The 19,019-nt window shown below is 44.4% G+C and carries 17 protein-coding genes and 1 pseudogene; 3 read left to right on the plus strand and 15 right to left on the minus strand.

Features of this window, described 5'->3' with window-relative positions; translation table 11 throughout:
* Nucleotides 1-2 precede the first annotated feature (2 nt).
* A complete protein-coding gene (locus tag V2I46_02850; protein ID MEE4176427.1) occupies nt 3-1,139 on the minus strand; it encodes a cysteine desulfurase family protein in 1,137 nt (378 codons plus the stop codon).
* Nucleotides 1,140-1,325: 186 nt separating this feature from the next.
* On the opposite strand from V2I46_02850, the gene V2I46_02855 reads away from it, so the two are divergent.
* From V2I46_02855 to V2I46_02865, 3 genes are read left to right on the plus strand one after another with little or no spacing between them, the layout of a single operon-like run.
* On the plus strand, nt 1,326-2,063 hold the full coding sequence (locus V2I46_02855) for a polyprenol monophosphomannose synthase (GenBank protein MEE4176428.1): 738 nt from the start codon (nt 1,326-1,328) through the stop codon (nt 2,061-2,063).
* Between the two features lie 43 nt (nt 2,064-2,106).
* Nucleotides 2,107-3,459 (plus strand): dihydroorotase, encoded by a 1,353-nt coding sequence (locus V2I46_02860; protein ID MEE4176429.1) that lies wholly within the window; start codon nt 2,107-2,109, stop codon nt 3,457-3,459.
* Nucleotides 3,460-3,514: 55 nt separating this feature from the next.
* Nucleotides 3,515-3,985: a DUF4296 domain-containing protein gene (locus V2I46_02865; protein MEE4176430.1), complete on the plus strand. Its 471-nt coding sequence runs from the start codon at nt 3,515-3,517 to the stop codon at nt 3,983-3,985.
* Between the two features lie 9 nt (nt 3,986-3,994).
* Here the strand turns inward: V2I46_02865 and V2I46_02870 are convergent, their stop codons facing one another.
* The 14 genes and pseudogenes from V2I46_02870 to V2I46_02935 form a co-directional block, all read right to left on the minus strand.
* Complete coding sequence (locus tag V2I46_02870; protein ID MEE4176431.1) at nt 3,995-4,417, minus strand: hypothetical protein; 423 nt, start codon at nt 4,415-4,417, stop codon at nt 3,995-3,997.
* Nucleotides 4,418-4,473: 56 nt separating this feature from the next.
* Nucleotides 4,474-6,486: pseudogene (locus V2I46_02875) on the minus strand (urocanate hydratase).
* 69 nt (nt 6,487-6,555) lie between these two features.
* Nucleotides 6,556-6,975, minus strand: a complete 420-nt coding sequence (locus V2I46_02880; protein MEE4176432.1) for a hypothetical protein — start codon at nt 6,973-6,975, stop codon at nt 6,556-6,558.
* A gap of 491 nt (nt 6,976-7,466) precedes the next feature.
* Nucleotides 7,467-8,207, minus strand: a complete 741-nt coding sequence (locus V2I46_02885) for a hypothetical protein (GenBank protein MEE4176433.1) — start codon at nt 8,205-8,207, stop codon at nt 7,467-7,469.
* 94 nt (nt 8,208-8,301) lie between these two features.
* On the minus strand, nt 8,302-9,540 hold the full coding sequence (locus V2I46_02890) for a hypothetical protein (GenBank protein MEE4176434.1): 1,239 nt from the start codon (nt 9,538-9,540) through the stop codon (nt 8,302-8,304).
* Nucleotides 9,537-10,094, minus strand: coding sequence for an RNA polymerase sigma factor (locus V2I46_02895; protein MEE4176435.1), 558 nt, complete (start codon nt 10,092-10,094; stop codon nt 9,537-9,539). Before V2I46_02895 ends, V2I46_02890 begins: the two co-directional genes overlap by 4 nt.
* An 11-nt stretch (nt 10,095-10,105) precedes the next feature.
* Complete coding sequence (locus V2I46_02900; GenBank protein ID MEE4176436.1) at nt 10,106-10,921, minus strand: hypothetical protein; 816 nt, start codon at nt 10,919-10,921, stop codon at nt 10,106-10,108.
* 188 nt (nt 10,922-11,109) lie between these two features.
* Nucleotides 11,110-11,700 (minus strand): DUF998 domain-containing protein, encoded by a 591-nt coding sequence (locus V2I46_02905; protein MEE4176437.1) that lies wholly within the window; start codon nt 11,698-11,700, stop codon nt 11,110-11,112.
* A gap of 19 nt (nt 11,701-11,719) precedes the next feature.
* Nucleotides 11,720-12,994, minus strand: coding sequence for a cation:proton antiporter (locus V2I46_02910; protein MEE4176438.1), 1,275 nt, complete (start codon nt 12,992-12,994; stop codon nt 11,720-11,722).
* Between the two features lie 84 nt (nt 12,995-13,078).
* Nucleotides 13,079-13,786, minus strand: coding sequence for an RluA family pseudouridine synthase (locus V2I46_02915; GenBank protein MEE4176439.1), 708 nt, complete (start codon nt 13,784-13,786; stop codon nt 13,079-13,081).
* Between the two features lie 80 nt (nt 13,787-13,866).
* On the minus strand, nt 13,867-14,835 hold the full coding sequence (locus tag V2I46_02920; GenBank protein ID MEE4176440.1) for a nitroreductase family protein: 969 nt from the start codon (nt 14,833-14,835) through the stop codon (nt 13,867-13,869).
* A gap of 368 nt (nt 14,836-15,203) precedes the next feature.
* Nucleotides 15,204-16,478, minus strand: coding sequence for a hypothetical protein (locus V2I46_02925; protein ID MEE4176441.1), 1,275 nt, complete (start codon nt 16,476-16,478; stop codon nt 15,204-15,206).
* Between the two features lie 263 nt (nt 16,479-16,741).
* Complete coding sequence (locus V2I46_02930; protein ID MEE4176442.1) at nt 16,742-17,527, minus strand: 2-oxo acid dehydrogenase subunit E2; 786 nt, start codon at nt 17,525-17,527, stop codon at nt 16,742-16,744.
* Between the two features lie 251 nt (nt 17,528-17,778).
* Entirely contained in the window at nt 17,779-18,843 is a 1,065-nt protein-coding gene (locus tag V2I46_02935; protein MEE4176443.1) for a CNNM domain-containing protein, read from the minus strand.
* Nucleotides 18,844-19,019 lie beyond the last annotated feature (176 nt).

A 19,019-nucleotide genomic window follows, 5' to 3' on the forward strand; every position in this document is an offset into this window, starting at 1 on the left:
CCTTATTTTTTACACAATTCCTTCAACACCTCAACAAGCCTTTGGGCTTCTTCCAGGGTGTTGAACCGGCTGAAGGACAAGCGCAGATTGGGTATTTTCTGGTCAACCCCCAGGGCTGTCAGCACATGCGATGGCTTATTACTTCCTGACGAACAGGCACTGCCCGTCGAAACACAGATGCCCTCCAGGTCAATCATCGGAAGAAGCATATCAGCATCCATTCCCTCCGGCAATGAGACGTTCAGGATGGTATGAATGGCCTGGCCAAAAGGATCTCCGTTGAATTTTAGACCTTCTATTTCCCGTGGCAGAGTATCGAGAAGAAAATGCCTGACTTTTTGTATTTTCCGTTCCACAACATTCCTTTCTGTCAGGGCCATTTCCAGTGCTTTTGCCATGCCAGCAATGCCAGGAACATTTTCAGTACCCGCCCGCATATTCCTTTCCTGGGCACCCCCACTGACAAATGGGCCTATTCCAGTACCAGAACGAATATACATCGCCCCTACCCCTTTGGGTCCGTGAAATTTGTGGGCGCTCACCACTGCAAAATCAAAAGGAGAATTATCCAGATCCAAATCGAGTTTGCCAATGGCTTGCACGGTGTCGCTGTGAAAAAGGGCCCCGTATTTTTTGCATAAGGCTCCGACTTCCTCGATAGGTAAAATATTTCCAATCTCATTATTGACGTGCATAAGCGTCACCACGGCAGGATCACCCACGGTCAGCAAATTTTCAAGATGCCCCATATCGGGCACACCCTTCTGGTCCACCTGCACATGCTCCACAACACATCCCATATGTTCTTTTAATGATTCAAGGGTCTGAAGCACTGATGGATGCTCAAGGGGTGTGGTGATAAATCGTTTCCGCTTTAAATCCTTGCAGCAACCCCAAAGAATGGCATTATTGGCCTCAGTTCCTCCTGAAGTAAAATAAATCTCACCTGCTTGCGCACGAAGCAAACGGGCAATCTCCCTGCGTGCTCGCTCCACTTCTACCCTCGCCTTTCGGCCAACCTCATGGGTGCTTGATGCATTGCCATAATTTCCCAGAACGATTTGGTGCATAAAATCTGCCACTTCCTGAAAAACAGGCGTGGTGGCTGCATTATCGAAATAGATTACAGGACGCTTCATGATTCAAAATTAGCCATTCTGTTGTTGGGAAAATGCCCAATGCCCCCTAAAAATGCATTTTTTTTTAATTATTCAGTTCAAAACACTAATTTTGACTTTTCTACTGAAAAGGGAGATTCGTCAATTCCAGCAGAATAAAAGTTTTCCCGGATTCTATATCCCGGGGCCAAAAACCTGAGAGAAACGGTGGCCGACAGTTTGATTATTATTCCCACTTACAAGGAAAAGGAGAACATCGAAAAGATGATCCGGAAGGTTTTTAGCCTTCCCAAAGAATTCCACATCCTTGTAATTGACGATAACTCACCCGACGGGACAGCAAACATCGTAAAGTCCCTGATATCTGCCTTTGAAGGGAAGTTATTCCTTGAAAACCGAAAGGGTAAACAAGGGCTAGGCACCGCTTATATTCATGGTTTCAAGTGGGCCTTACAGAGAGAATATCAGTATATTTTTGAGATGGATGCCGATTTCTCCCACAACCCCGATGACTTGCTGCGCCTGTATAAAGCCTGCGCAGTGGAAGGCTATGACCTGGCCATTGGTTCAAGGTACATCAACGGGGTCAATGTAGTCAACTGGCCTATGGGCAGGGTGCTGATGTCCTATTATGCCTCGGCCTATGTGCGCCTGATTACGGGCATGGGCATTCGCGACACCACCGCAGGATTTAAATGTTACCGGCGTGAAGTACTAAAGGCAATCGATCTGAATAAAATCCAGTTTACCGGCTATGCCTTTCAAATCGAAATGAAATTCCTTGCCTGGAAACTTGGTTTTAAAATCAAGGAGATCTCCATCATTTTCATGGATCGCTCAGAAGGTGTCTCCAAAATGAGCAAGGGAATCTTCAAGGAGGCCATACTCGGAGTTATTAAATTGCGCTGGCAGAGTTTTTTCAAAACCTACCAGCGCGCAGCCTGAAGCGTTTTTCTTTTCGCATTTTTCTGACCAAAACAATTACAACATGGCAGGCAATGCATTTTTTTTGAGAAATGCCACCATGGTCAACGAAGGTCAAACCTTCAGAGGGAGCCTGTTGATCATGGATGGTAAAATTGAGAAAGTCATTCCTGGTGATGCCCCCAAAAACATTGGAGACTATTACCACAGAATAAATCTGGAGGGCCTTCTGTTGTTGCCCGGCATAATAGACGACCAGGTCCATTTCCGTGAACCCGGTCTTACCCATAAAGGGCATATATACAGTGAAGCCAAAGCTGCGGTGGCAGGCGGTGTCACTAGTTTTATGGAAATGCCCAACACCCAGCCCCAAACCATTACCCAGAAATCCCTTGAAGAGAAGTTCAGACTGGGACAGGAAAAAAGCCTGGCCAACTATTCCTTTTTCATGGGCACCACCAACGACAATCTGGAGGAAGTCAAAGCCACTGACCCCAACTACGTTTGCGGCATAAAGATTTTTATGGGTGCCTCCACAGGCAATATGCTGGTTGATAAACCCGATTCCCTTTCGGGAATATTCAGGCACGCCCGCCTGCCCGTTGCCGTGCACTGTGAAGATGAAACCACCATCCAAAAGAATCTGGTCCTTGCCAAAGAAAGATTCGGTGATCAGATTCCTTTGGATCAACACCCCATCATCCGCAGCCACGAAGCCTGCATTAAATCCTCCCGCCTGGCTGTTGAGCTGGCAAAGAAATTCGGAACTCGCCTGCATCTGCTCCACCTGAGTACCGCTGACGAAATGAGCCTGCTTGATAACACGCAAGCAGTCAAAGACAAACAGATCACTGCGGAAGTCTGTATCCACCACCTCTGGTTTACCGATGCCGATTACGCCAACCGGGGCATGCTGATTAAATGGAACCCGGCCATAAAAACCGCTGCCGACCGAGATGCATTAAGGCAAGCCCTCAACAATGGACTGATCGATGTGGTGGCTACTGACCACGCCCCCCATACATTGGTGGAGAAACAGCAACCCTATCTCAAATGTCCGTCTGGCGGACCAATGGTGCAGCATTCCCTCCTTGCAATGCTTGAGTTGGTCAACCAGGGTGTGCTGACTCTCGAACAGATGGTGACCCTGATGTGTCATAACCCCGCCACCTGCTTCCAGATAAAAAGTCGTGGCTTTATTCGTGAAGGCTATGCTGCAGATTTAGTAGTAATCGATCCCCACAGGAAACAAACCATAACGAAAGATAATATCCTTTACCATTGCGGATGGTCGCCTATGGAAGGCGTTACGTTCGATTCCTCAGTAATTTATACCTTTGTCAATGGGATACCCGTTTATGAAAAGGGGAACTTTCACGAAAGCGTCAAAGGACAAGCCCTTGAGTTCAGCCGTTAAACCCAATTTTTAGTTCCACCAGGAACGAAAGAGGACTTCTTAATCTTTGTTTTATATGCCCTTCAAGACATTGCAACGTTTTTCCTTATTTATCATCCTTGCCTTGATGCTAGGTTCATGTGACTTCTTCAAGTCGCCCGACCGGGAACCCTGCCATAAGATTCTACCCATTGAAAAAATGACAGATATCCTTACCGATATTTACCTAATGGATGGCTACCTGTCGAATCGGCAAAACAACTTGCATCAAACCCGTGACTCGGTCGAATATTTCTTTGCTGGGGTTTTCGCCAAACACGAAATTACCTATGAAGAATTCAAGGAGGCAATGGACTGTTACCTGTTGCACCGGGAGGACATGGACAAGATCCATGAAGAGATACTCAATCGTCTGAGTATTAAAATGTCGGAAGCAGATGCAGCCGTTGAACTCATGATCCAGCAACAACAAGAGGCTAGGGAAATGGCCGATAGCCTGAGGAATGATTCACTGAGTGCGGATTCGGTTCCGCTGATGCTCGATTGATATTAAGGCTTACCTGCGGGTAAAAACGGCAGTCACGTAATCCAGGTCTGCACCATCCAAGGCAGTATAAGTCAGCTCAATTTTTTCAGTAACAAACTTGCCTCTCCCCTCAATAGTGATGGTACCGTCGCATATGGTCTGCTCAACGATGGTCAACGTATTACCAGTGACCAGGGCTTTTGCCCTTTCCTGAACCCCCTGCATATAAAAGTTTGAGATCAGAATCTCTACACTGTTTGAGGTATTGCGCGTAATGGTCACATCATACACGTATCCCGGACCATAAAGGGTGCTGGTCTCAGTGGCTTTCCAATTGCCCAAAAACTTCTCTACGGGGTCGGCAAAAGGGTCTTCAATTTCATCAATACAACTGGTAAAAAAACCGGCAGCAAGGATGAAAAGCAGGTATAGAAGGGCCTTATTCAATTTCATGACAAAGTGTTTTTGTGGTTGCATACCTTCACCATGTCAAAATTCTTGCCAAACTTTTATTTTTTGAACAGACTATCAATCATTTTTTCATCAGCCAGATTGGGAAGAGTGACCTTCAGTCTGGGATCCGCCACCATCGCGCGCTTTATGGCAAACATAGCCCCTTCGTTTCTCGCCCAACTCCTTCGGGCGATACCGTTGTTAACGTCCCAGAACAGCATCGACTCAAGCCGCCGGTCAGCTTCGTCGCTGCCATCCAGCAGCATCCCAAAACCGCCATTGATGACCTCGCCCCAGCCAACGCCGCCTCCGTTGTGGATGCTGACCCAGGTGGCCCCGCGGAAACTGTCGCCGATGACATTCTGCACGGCCATGTCAGCCGTATATTGTGAACCGTCATAAATATTCGAAGTCTCCCGGTAAGGGCTGTCGGTGCCACTCACGTCGTGGTGGTCGCGCCCAAGCACTACAGGTCCCTTTAAGCGATTGTCTCGAATGGCATCGTTAAATGCCCTGGCAATCCGGATGCGCCCTTCACTGTCGGCGTAAAGGATACGCGCCTGCGAACCCACCACCAGATTGTTTTCTTCGGCCTGCCTGATCCACAAAAGATTGTCTGCCAGCTGCTGCCTTATCTCCTCCGGAGCTTCTTTCATCATTGATTCAAGTACTTCTGCAGCAATCTGGTCAGTGATATGAAGGTCCCGGGAATCAGAAGATGCACATACCCACCTGAAAGGTCCGAAGCCATAATCGAAACACATCGGGCCCATAATATCCTGCACATAGGAGGGGTAAATAAAGGTGCCGTCGTCCTTAAACACATCGGCCCCTGCCCTTCCGGCCTCCAGCAGAAAAGCATTGCCATAGTCCCAGAAATACATCCCTCGTTCGGTCATCTTCCTGATGGCATTCACCTGCCGGATCAGCGAGGCCCGCACCTGCTCCTTAAAGGCTTCTGGATCCCGGGCCATCATTTCATTCGATTCCTCAAAACTCAAACCCACCGGATAATAACCACCTGACCATGGATTGTGCAAGGAAGTCTGATCCGATCCGAGTTCAATGTGGACATTTTCTTCCGCCAGTTTTTCCCATAGGTCAACGATATTGCCCTGGAATGCCAGACTTACCGCCTCTTTATGGCGTTTCGCTTCTTTGATGCGGTTCATCAGGGTGTTCAGGTCGTGATAAACCTCATCGACCCAGCCCTGCTCGTGCCTGATTTTGGTCACCTTGGGGTTGATCTCAGCTAAAACGCCAATAGCACCTGCGATCACGGCAGCTTTGGCCTGAGCCCCGGACATACCCCCCAACCCACTGGTCACAAAAACTTTCCCTGCAAGGCTGCCATCGCTGCCAGGCAAACGGCGCCCTGCATTCAGCACGGTGATAGTGGTGCCGTGCACGATGCCCTGAGGCCCGATATACATAAACGATCCTGCCGTCATCTGCCCGTACTGGGTCACCCCCAAAGCATTAAAGCGTTCCTAATCGTCTGGCTTTGAATAGTTGGGAATCATCATCCCGTTGGTGACCACCACACGGGGAGCCTCTTTATGGGAAGGAAACAAGCCCATCGGATGCCCGCTATAGAGCACCAGCGTCTGCTCATCGGTCATCTCTGCCAAGTATTGCATCGTCAGCAGATACTGAGCCCAGTTCTGAAAAACCGCCCCGTTGCCGCCATAGGTGATCAGCTCATGAGGGTGCTGTGCCACTGTATAATCCAGGTTATTGCTCAGCATCAGCATGATAGCTCCAGCTTGCCTGCTCCGGTGAGGAAAAGCATCAATATCCCTGGCCGTAATGGGATAATCCGGCCGGAAACGGTACATGTAAATCCGTCCATAATCCTCCAGCTCTTTGGCAAACTCAGGTGCCAGCAAAGCGTGATGCTTCTCGGGAAAGTAACGCAATGCATTCCTTACAGCCAGCTTCCTCTCAGCCAAGCACAGGATGTCTTTTCGGCGGGGAGCATGATTTACGCCAGCATCATAATGTTTGGGAGAAGGCAATTCCCCAGGAATACCCTGGAGAATGGCACGATGAAAATCAGACAGGATCATATCTACTTTTTCTTGCAAAATTAATCATTTTGCAGGGGGAAAGTCAGCCCAAAAGAGTCAAAAACCTGATTATTTACAGCCCGAAACCTCCTCTACGGCAATTTCTGCGACTTCCCACGAGAACCATTCCTCACGGATATCGTTTAGCGTTATGCCTTCGGCCACAAAGCGCATCCCAGCCAAGGCACCCCTAAGGCTTTGCCCGGCTTCAAGACAATATACATTTTCCCGGCTCTCAAAAAGCTCCTGATGATCTCGATAAAAGGAAATATCGAGCACCACCCTTACCGGGTAATCGTGGGTGTTGGTCAAACGCAGCGAAAGAGCCGCATTACCCTCTGCCTTGGTTATCTTTTCCCGGCCCCAACTGTATTGGATGCGAATGCCTTCCTCTGTGCCGTAGTCTTCATAGCCTCGCTGGGCAAAAGTCGGATTCGAAAACCCCAGCGCTGCAGCCAGGAATATCATCAAGGTGATCAGCTTTTTCATCATTTCAGGATTTTGGGTGTGTGATCCTTTTAATTACAGAGGCAAAAGTACAATGGAAAACAATACGGCACAAAGGCCTGTAAGAGCCAAAACCTTCTTTACATGAGAGAAAATCATAAAAAAATAAAAAAATACTTTTTATATCGATTTCGTCATAAAACCAGACATAAGGAAAAAGGTGAGCCCCGTTAATGATGACATAAGCCATAATGAAATAGTCCGGATACCTTATCAGGATAAATATCAGGAAGGGGAAATAGATCAGTTGGGCAAAATTCTGCCAAAACCCTAGCGCCTGCAAAATTAAAAAACCAAAGAAATCAAAACGGATTTAAAAACATTTACAATGTTTGCTACCTGGCGAGATGTCTATTGTTTGCAATAAAAAATCTTTTCAGAAAAGCATAAAAGGGAAATTCCTTTATTACTGAACAAAAAAGGTCCGGAATTAATTTCCGAACCTTTTTTTAATCAGTTTTTCAGAACTTATGCTAGTCGTCATATTCTTCTTCAAAGGCTTCAATAATATCTTCAATCTTTTCTGAGATCAAATCTGCCAGTTCGGCATTACCATCAGGATCTTCCGAATAGATTTCAATGATTCCATCCCCGTTTCCGTCGGCAGCCTGCCCAAGGTCAACACCACCTGCTTCAGGACTAAATAAGGTGCCTAAGTCAAACGAAACGGTTAAAATCGCATTGCTTGCATCATCAATAAACACAGGCTCCTCAAACTCAACTTCAACTTCAACTTCCTCATCCGACCAAAAAACAAAGGGCGTGCCATCAATGTTGCCCCTTATTAAAATGGATTTGCCATACATCTCAGAACCTGGGGTTTCATTCTCATCAAACTCAAACTCTATCTCATCATAAGCTGCCAAAGGTAATTCCACGTTGTTCAATATGAAAGCTTCCAATGGATTACCATCCTCCATGAGGTTAATTAGAAAGGGCCCGTCAAACTCATAATCTGAGTAAACTGAATCAGACTCAAACATTGGGTCATCATCGTCAAACTCTATCTCAATTTCCTCAATATTAATCATGAAATCCTCAATGAAAACCTCTTCTGCAAGAGCACCATTTAAAGGCATCGATTTTGCTGTGTGGTAAGTTGACTCAAACTTTATGGCCGCATTAGAATCCAACCCATCATCCTTTTCGCAAGATGTCAAAAATACAGCCAGGCTTACTATCATTAGGACTTTAAAAAAATTCAGTGTTTTCATTTTAAAAAAAAATTAGTGAATAATTATTTTCTTGTCTCTATTAATAAGACGCAGGATTTTCAAAAGGTGGGAATCAAAAAAACTCTTTTTTTGATCATTCATTTGGAAACCTGTAAGAAAAGGAAATATTAAAACTGGCCGACAGGTTTCTTGTTTTCTTAAAGCGTCCTGGGGTGATATCATCTCCCTCGAAAATGTTCACCAAATTATAATTCACCCTAAACCCGGGATGGATATTGATGTTGTTTCTAAAAGAAACATTAAACTGATAGCCAGCAACCAAGCCGTAATCCAGTTTACGGTAGCTATTGTCAACGCTGATTACAGCAATTCCCTGCTGCTCCTCGGCTAAAGTTAATCTTGCAACGTATCCTCCCAACAAAACCTGGCCGGGGAATTTTGCTTGTGGATAAATATAAAATGCCTGAACCTTCCTGTAATCCAGCTGAATGTTTCTCTCAACAAAGCTCGCATTGATATACTGCTGATAATTCTGACCGGCTTCCGATTTCCAGAAAAACTCCAATCCAACCAAATGCTGGTTATTAAACTCTAGCATTGATGATGCGCCAATATCGTGATGAAAAGTAAAGCGCGTATTTCCCAACCTGTCGGGATCCAGTCCGTTAAAGGTTTCGTAATTTAACAGCCAGGTATTCTTTAATCCATACACCAAACCCAGTTCCACAATCCTGAAAGCGGCACCTGAAGCATCGTCAGGCCCGGAAAAACGAGCGTTGTGTTTACCTGACCAGTTTTGCAACATGTCAACATTGCTGGCCAAAAGATTATCGACATCAAACGAGGGTATTTTAATTTTTTCAAATACAAACTTTTCGCTAGTGAAAACTGTTTCTTCAAAATCCTTGCTTTCAACTAATCCATTGAGATGAGCGGCTGATAAAAAATTGAATGACTCTTGAAAGGAGGGATCAACAGGCGTTACCTTAGTTTCCGCACCATTTGCTAAATCCGTATTCGTCTCTACTTTTCTTAAAGGGGGTTCTTCATCTCGTATTATTTTAATTTGTTGGTCCCCTTCATTATTTTGTTCTGCAACAATATCAGGTTGAATCACCTGCTCAACCAAGTTTTTTACTGGCAAAACCATAAGCAGGATTACAGCAGCTGCCGCTGCAATATACTTCAGAAATTTCATTGGAATCACTCTGGCTTTTGGGGGCTTAATTTTATCCAGTTGCCCCGCAATATGATCCCAGGTTTCAATAAAATCCAACTCGTCCTGTATCCCGTTCCATACAGCATCATCCTCCTCAACATCAAGCTGACGAAGCCATTTATTGTATTCTATGTCGAACTTGCTTAATGTCATTGCTTGCTGAGTTCATATTCATAAAGCCATTTCTTCAGCAGGTTCCTTGCCCTTTTGTATTGCGATTTCGAGGTCCCCTCGGTGATGCCTAGCTTCTTTCCAATTTCCTTATGGGGCAAACCCTCCACTGCAAACAGGTTAAATACTAATCTTGCCCCGTCGGGCAGCTGCTTGATGTAATGAAGGATGATGTCGCTGGTAAGGTATTCGTAAGAGAAACCGCCCCTTTCATCATCATCTGGCTCATCCTGGAATTCATTCTGGAAAACAAGCCGGTCAGCCTTTCTGAAGTAATCGATGGCTGTATTGGTGACAATCCGCCTGATCCAGCCTCCCAGGGAATTTTTTGGATTAAAATGCTCCAGATTGGAAAATACCTTTATGAACGCCTCCTGCAAAATGTCTTTTGCCTCGTCCCGGTCGCCACTATATGAAAGGCAAATCTGAAACATAGCCTTAAAATATTTCCTGTAAAGCTCTTTCTGTTGCTTCCGGTCATTATCCAGGCAGCCCTTAAGCAACTCTAAATCTTCCTCACGTGAATCTTTAGCCATAGAGCATTTGCCTATTCATTGATTGTTAAAGTGGTCGACTCCTCCATTCTGTTATAAACAGCTCCATATATCTGACTGTTCACATACTTACTCAGAAAAATATACTCCACATCATCAATTACACCAATATGCGCATTGTCAAGCATCGAAGGCGTGATGGCCGAAAACCAGTAAGATGGATTGAGTTGCAGCTTGCCCACATTAACAATATTTTTATCAAGAACCACCACAGAGTCGCCGTTTCGGTTTTCCCCTATGATTTGAAAGCTCAGCGGATCATTCACCACGATAACAAAAGGCCTGGTTTTACTGTTGTGGGTGAAATTGCCTTTGACAATGATGCATGGATCGACATCCTCAAGGTAATCCTCAATGATTTCACCCAGATCATCCTCCAGTTCTTCAGGGTCTTCACCCTCTTCCATATCTTCAAGCCAGTCAAGAATATCATCAATCAACTCATTTTCCTCTGCATCGGGCTGAAATGTGAACAAAAACGAAATCGGGTCATAAGTGCCTTGGGGTATGTCAAACTCTTCAGAAACCGTAGTTGAAAATGGTTTAATTAAAAAAATCTTCCCCTGGTCAAAATCCCTGGTTAAAAAAACATCCTCGCCCTGCTCCCTATAGCCGCGGATATCGATGGAACGCAGGCCAATGCCAATCTCATCAATGGTGGTCGAGCCTCCCATGATTGGCTCATTATTTATGGAGAAATTCATGGTAAAGTCAACCGGAAGCGTAAAATCTTTCTTATCGCAGGCACCTAGAAAGAAAAGCAGGAAAAAAATTAAAAAAACCGGCCATTTTGTGTATTGATGCTTCATATAGTCTGTTATTTTACCTCATCACCCACATTCATCTATAAGACGAGGGGATGATGAAAAGGTTGTAAGTTTTTAAATGTATTTTTAAAGATTTTTTTACCCGGCGATTCCTTCTTTATCACCCGGGTGAATAACTCCGTAGTACTCCCATCTTTCCTGAACTTGCTATATTGGGCGTTGGTTTGTTTTCAGTTTTCTTTAGCCCCGGACCTTTTGATAAATTGATAAAGCTGAAACGAAATAAAGGACAGCCAGCCAAAAACAATTATTCCAAATAACCTTTGGGTCAGTCCACGCAAGTTTACCGGGTCTATTCTGGCGATCATCGACCATAAATAAAAAAACATCAAAAAACCAGCTGCAACAGATATCCAGTGAACAGATCTTTGGGGGATCAGATTTTTCAACTCATACAAAAAAACAAAAGGCAAAAGCATGATAAATAATCCAAAACCATATAACCCGTGCCAGGGAGAAGTGATTGGATAGATCGCCCCAAAAACAAAAGTCACCCCAAAGGCAAATACCAGAATAGAGGATAGTAAAAATTGAAATTTAAAATGAAGCAATAATCCAAAGGCCAAGAGAAACAGGGAAATACTGGTTAAAATAATTCCAAACTGGAATAGTACCACTGCGCTTTTGCTTGAATTGATCCCCAGTTCACTGGCATGTTGTCCCCAATGACTGTAATCATTTGCAAAAAATCCGGCAATAATCAAAAAGCAAAAATAAACTACGGGCAGAAAAATGGCCTGTTTAATCAACAATGTTTTCATGGTAATGAATTTAATGAATTTATTCCTGGTGTTTTGGGGTGATCCAGTTCATTACAGGACCCGCTGTTACCCCATGCACAACCACCGAAATGATTATTACCGACACCACCAATGCCCAAAGGTCCATGGCATTCGAAAAATCTGCATGATACACACCATAAGCAAGGTAATAAATGGAGCCAATGCCACGAATGCCAAAGAACGAGATTGCTAAACGCTCTTTCCGTTGGAGCCCGGTGCCAATCAAGCCAATCAAGCCTGCCAGGGGGCGTATAAAAAATACGATAACAATGGACACAACCCACATCAAGGGGGTCATAAGCGTCAACAGTCCGCTAACGGCATAAGCACCAATCAAGAACACCAGCACCATAATCAGGACCCGTTCTGCCTCCTCAGAAAAATCATGCAGGGTAACCTGGTATTCATGATCGCACTCCACATGGCGAAACATACAGGCGGCGATAAACACGGCAATAAACCCGTAGCTTGACAATAACTCGGCTAAGCCATAAGGCACCAGCGTCAGACTTAGCGCTGTGATACCGGTCATGGTTTTAGCCAGACGCCGGGTAGCCTTTAACTTCAGCAGCAGTTGGGCAATGAGCCAGCCACTAACGGCTCCTGTCAATCCACCGATGATGATCTTGTAAAAAACATCAACTGCCAGCCAGTTGCCCAGCCAGGCCGATGGTGCCAGGCCGCCCACCGCTACCGCAATGGCAAGATTGGTAAAAGGAAATGCCAAGCCATCGTTGAGCCCGGCTTCCGTGGTAAGGGCAAGCCGGGTTCTCGAAACATCAGGTTTCCCGGGGGGCGAGGTTTGTACATCGGAGGCCAATACGGGATCAGTAGGAGCAAGCACTGCGCCAAGCAAAAGAGCCATAGCTGGCATCAGCCCTGCAACCTCCCAGCCAAGCCAGGCTACTGCCACAATAGTCAACGGCATGGTGATGGCCAGCAGCCGCCAACTGATCTGCCACGTCTCGCGTGCAAACGGGCGGTTTAGTTTAAGACCGGCAGAGGTTAAGGCGATGATCACTCCCAACTCGGTAAGTCGTTTTGGCCAACAGGCATCCTCCACCAAGTGGGGCAATTCCGGTGCCCAAGGCAATAAAAAAATCAGCGCACCAGCCCCCATATAGAGCATCGGGGCAGCGATCATCTTGCGCGTCGACATCAGCCGGGGCAGAATAACAGCTACCAGGATGATCAGACCGACCACCAGCAGGGCAACATCATAAAGTTCAACAGACAGGGAAGATGAACCATCAATGGCGATTAAGCTTCCCATGATTGGCCCGTTTTCGAATGGAAAATTCATTGAAATCTTTTCATTTGCAGTTGTTATTTTTGTAAACATGCTGCGCTTTGTTGCCTATATTCTCGCCAGTGTTTTAAAATAAAGAGGAACCCCTGTCTCAAAATTCATTTCTTTTTTCGTGAACGGATGAGTTATGGTAAGCGAATAAGCGTGAAGGGCCAATCTTTTTATTCCTTTTTCAGAAGGGCCGTAAATTTTATCTCCCACCACAGGATGTCCCTCATCAGATAAGTGTACACGGATTTGGTTTTTCCTGCCCGTAAACAGATTGATCTCCACCAGGCTATACTTTTCCGACTCTTTGAGGACCTTAAAACCTGTTTTTGAAAACTTCCCTTTTTCAGGGTCATTTACAGAATACACTTTATAAGCCTTGCTTTCAAATAAATAAGAGGAAATCTCACCTTCTTTTTCCTCAAATTTTCCATGCACTACTGCATAATATTTTTTACTAAACCCCTTCCAGTTATCCTGTAAAAACCGTTTCGCGTGTTCATTTTTTGCAAAAATCAGAAGCCCCGAAGTGTCCCGATCCAGGCGATGTACAATAAATACCCGATTTCTTGATCGCTCATTCCCTTTCTTAACATACTCATTCAAAAGGTAATAAGCAGTTTTCTCCTTCTCCCTTTCCGTTCCCATTGTCAGCAGCCCATGCACCTTATCTACCACAAGAATATGCTGATCTTCATAAAGAATATTCAGTCCTTTGGGCTGGTGTTTCTTTGGGGGCATTTTAAATGATGATTCTTTTTCCTGCATGGTTATCCCCCTATTCATTCACTAAAGCATTGATTTTCCCCATCCTTTTTACCCTTTCAAAATAAACGAGAAAGTACCCTTTATTCCACGATAACCGCTTTGGCATCCCTTCTGAAAGAATATGGCATGGGGTCAGAATAGCCGAAACGAAGAATCAAAAGTGGGTGTTTATTCTCAAGTTCAAGATACCTGGCCAGTTTTTCCCGCACCTCTATTTCCTCACAAGGCATGTTCATGTGCGCATGGCTGATGCTTAACCGGGTGGCCGAAAGCCCAAATCTTTGCAATGCCCTCCCCAGGCACACCCAATGCCTGACATCATTTTCCTGGCTCACAAAAAGGGCCAGGCCTGCGGAAGCACGAATAAGACCTTCCCAACGTTTTGCTTCACTTTTGGCAGAAACTAAGTTTCCCATGATGAAGCCCCCAATCCAGCGCCCCACGCCCGGCATGCCCATGCTGGCGGCCCAAACGCCATCTTTCGCTTGCAATGCTTCTTTTCTTGAGAACCGGATCCAGGAAATCAACTCTTTCACAAATGCCCTGTTTTCAAATTGCCTGTTGCTTCCTTCAACGATAAGGGGGGTGAGTTTTTCTATTTCTTCCTTGTTCGTAATGGTCAACAGGCTGATCCCCTCAAAATCAAAGGAACGCCTGAGCTGATCCAGATCGTCATCTGGCACCTGCCTATCGGTATACTTATTTTTTGTCGACTGCCTTTTCTCAATCCAGTCAAAAAGCCCGTCTGGTTCAACGGATCCATTGGGCATGAAATCGATTGAGAGGTATTCGGTTCCCTCTTGGTCTTTAACAAATTCAAGCTTTGCATCCAGGCCTTCATGGGTGGATGCAATTAAAATATTTTCTGCAGCGCATCCCAAACTGATGTATAAAGCATGATGATCAGCATCCACCACTGGTAAGGATCTGGAAAAATCGGGGTGAATCTGGATGGTATTATCCACTATTTTGAACTTCCAGGGTTGCGTGTTATGGCCTGAAGGCGCCTTAATCGCCGATTCAATCAGTTTTTTCAGTTTGTTTTCCATAGTTGCATTCTTAAATCCTTTTTAATCATCAAGCAATCGGTGTTTTCACATCTTGCAATCCGCCTAACATTCAAGTATCAAAAAGTTGAACAGATTCTTCTTTAAAAGAAAAAATGTGATGCTTTTTAAGGTTTTCAGGCGAACAAATAATAATTCAAAGCTAAACTATTTCCTAAAATAAACCTTCAGGGATCATAAAAAGGAATATGAATTTCGCTGGTCTGGCAATATTATACCCGGTTTAGCGGGAAGGAAACACTAACAAAAATCAAAACCTTGAAAAGTAATAATTAGGGGGTGGTAGCACCCTTCGATAAAGTTCGGAGATCGTTTTCTCGAAATGTTTATGTTGCGGGGCTTTTTTTCACTTAAAACTTATACCCAAACAATAAATAATATCTTCTTGTTTTTGAGGCAAGGTCCTGTAATTCTGACATTCCATTTCCAGCCTCATAACGAAGCTCCAATGAAAACTTATCGTGTTTCACTCCCGTCCCAACGATATATCCTTGCTCGTGCATCCTTACATATTGAATAGCCTCTCCTTCGACGATCCGCTGGGTTGTGTAAAATTTAATTTCTTCCTTCCTGTAGTTCGTCTCACCAAAGGAAAAGCCGTTGGACATGCCCCCGCTCAAAAAGATGTACAATGAGCCTTTGGGGAATTCAAAACGAATCAGGTTATTCAGTTTTAGGTATGGGTAGCTTAACTCGGTGGTTATGATAGTCTGAATGTCTTCGCTTTCAATATCTTTAAACTTTCCCTCAAAGCGATAAGTCGTGAACTGAAGCTCATTGTAAATGGACCATTTCCCCTGGTTCCTCGGCAAAATAAAATCAACGAACATACCAAAAGTGGGGTTTAGGGAGGCCTTGAATTCTGTATTTACCTGGTAATTATAAAGGAGCGTTGGACCCAGGAAATTCAGGGTAGTTATTGAAACACCTGCCAGGGCACCAATCTCAATATTTATTTTATCGATTTCCTTTTGAAAATCCATTTCCTGTGGGGTGCATTCATAATAATTCTGAAAGAGTTTAATCAGACTTTTCTGGTTATATGAGGCTCCTTCCATCTTGAGTCGTAAAGTGGGACAATCTCTGAAGTAAAGCACCAATTGGTTTCTGTATCTATTGTTCTCATTGATTATCCTGGTGCCATTAAGGTCACTTAAGTATTTTTTGTACACCAATAATTCAAAACCATTGTCTTGCTGAATGTAGAAATTCGACTTGCCATCAGCACTTTTGTTATGATACAGGCTCTTTTCACCCCTAATAATGGCTTGCAGAAAGGTAGTATCCATTACTATTTTTAACTCAGGTTTATTGTCGAGCTTATCTGTGACAATTGGCGATACTTCAACCTCAACAATACCGCTAACGTAAATCTCATCTTCAACCCTGAATTCAATAATATCCAGTGGCCCAAAGGAAACCGGGTCATCCTCCCTGTTGATTTTGAACCTGATCTGGTCAGGGTTTTTTTCCCAGTTTCTATAGTCCACCAAGCCAACCAAGGTGTCATTGTCATTTTTTATTACAAACCCGGGAATATAATTCGCCTGGGAAAAGGCTGTTTGAAAAGAAAATACCGCCATGAGCATCAGCCCAAATCTAATAAATACGCTAGTCTTGTTCATAAAAATAAATTATGGAAGGGAAACCGCTTTAGTTATCAAATTTTTAAATACACAGAATCACAATGTTTCAATGCGTTATTAAATAACGTAAAACAATCGATGATTGCAAATAAACCACATATGTCCGCAAAAATAAATATTTCCAAACGGATTTCATAAATAATCACGCCAGGGAATAAAAAATTCAAAAACGAACCGCTTAATGGTGGGGCCAAACTTTTGGTGTCTTGATCAGGGAAAGATCAGCCTCTGACCAGGTAAGGTCACAATTCAACGCCTTGCTCAATATTATTTTTCAACCGCTTAATGAATTTTGCCATTTCCATGCCGTCCACCACATCGTGGTCCAGCAGCACGGTCATATTCAGCATCTCCCTGATCTCGATGCCGTCGTCGATAACAACGGCCTTTTTCACCACATCACCAATCCCAAAACAAACCGGATGGACTGATATCGGCTTAAACCAGGCATTTGCGCCGCCCAATCCCCCTACCGAGGTAATAGCCACGTTCCCCATTTTATTAAAGGCAAACTGGGGATGACTGGTTAAATAATGCCAAAACCATCGCCTGATGAAGCCCGGCAACACATAATAAACTTGCTCCCACTTGTTTGATTTGTTTTGCAGCACAATATCCTGGTCGGTCAATACCTGCTCCTTAGCCTGGCTGATTTCTGCAGTGATGGCCTCAATTGTTTTTTCACTGGCCTTTTCAATGACCAGCGGAATAGGCACTCTATTGCCGGCGATCTCTTTTTCTACGGCCACAGATACGTTGATATCATTGAAAACAATCAGCCGGCGTTTTCCTTTCAGGTAGGCTGCAACAGGCCTGTGATCCTTAATACTGACACTGATGGCCTTGGTCAGCCAGCCAAAAAACGAGATCCTTTCACGGCGTTTTCTATGCTCCCTTAATTTTATTCTGCTGTCCGTAACATCCATTTCAATCATGACCACTACATGATGTTTTTTCAACCCCATCGCTGAAACATCTAGGGTGGCAATCCTTGATCTGGGGAATATCTTGGCGGAAAAATTTTTCATGGCAGGGGGATTCAATCCTAACAATATTTCTTACCAAAACTAAACTAATTCTGAACTCAATACCCAAGGATAAGAAAAAGGGGATTCATTTACCCAGGGTTTTTTGCTTTCCTGTGGCTTGAAAGCTTGGTTGCCTGGGCTCCAGGTTCTAATATGCTTCCAGTGAACCCTCCAGAGAATAATTTGAAAAAAACCGAGATCAGATTTGAGGCTCCAGCCCTACAAAATGGCATCCCCTTCAGAAAAAGAAATTATCCTTCATCCTTATCCAACTTATCTATCTGCAGGTACTTGGCCTGTCTTTTCTCCCAGCGTTTCCGTGCGAAATCGCGCATATTGACTACCGTATCCTTTTCATCCACAATCTCAAGTCCCAGCATGGTCTCAATGATATCTTCCATGGTCACGATTCCTTCCAGTCCGCCATACTCATCAACAATAATAGCTATATGTTCCTTCTTTTCCAGGAGTTTTTCCCAAAGCGAGAACAACTCAACGGAATCAGGCACCACAACAATATCGCGCTTAATATCCTTTAACTTCAGATCATGCTGGTCCTCCGCCAGGTACTCCATGACATTTTGCCTCACGACGTAGCCCCTGATATTCTCATCATCTTCCGAATAAACCGGGATGCGCGAAAACTTTAAATACTCCTTGTTTTTCAAAAAATCACTCAGGAGCAGGTTTTCATCAGCAATAGACAATACCACCCTGGGGGTCATGATCTCTGTGGCTTTGACATTCCTCAACCGGAGAATGTTTTGAAGGATCTTATTTTCATTATTTGAGAACAAACCTTCAACCGCCCCAATGCTTGCAAGGGCGGCAATTTCTTCCCGGCTGGTGGTCTTCTTCATTTTACCGCTTGAAATAAATTTTGTGATGACCGACGACATCAACACCAGGGGATAAGCAATAAAAATCATCAACTTGAGGGAAACATATGCAAACCGGGTCAGTTTTCTCCAGTAAGTGGCCCCGATGGTCTTGGGAATGATCTCTGTGACCACCAGGATCAGGATGGTCAGAATGGCTGAAATAATGCCAAAATAGGCTTCCCCAAAAACCTTTACCGCCTGGGCGCCCACACCCGCAGCACCTACGGTATGGGCTACGGTATTTAACGACAAGATGGCCGATAGAGGTTTATCAACATTCAGCTTCAGGTCGATAAACGATTTGGCCCATTGGTGCCCTTCATTCTGCTTTACCATGAGAAAAGAAGGAGGAGTAGATAGCAATACCGCCTCCAGGATAGAACAAATAAAGGAAACGAAAAGGGCTAGAAAAAGGTAAGCAAAAAGTGCAAACATTTTTTTCTTTCAAATGTACAACAATCGTTTTAATTCAGATAAATGGAAACTGTTCAATTAACGGTGTCGTTTTTCTGAATTTAAAAACTAGCTTCGTGGGACTCCGGCGACAAGCTACAATCTTTGACTAACCGTGTTTATGTTCCTGGTGTTCCACCAGTCCCCTGGCCATTGCT

The sequence above is a fragment of the Bacteroides sp. genome (genome assembly GCA_036351255.1).
In the GTDB taxonomy this organism is placed as follows: Bacteria; Bacteroidota; Bacteroidia; order Bacteroidales; family UBA7960; genus UBA7960.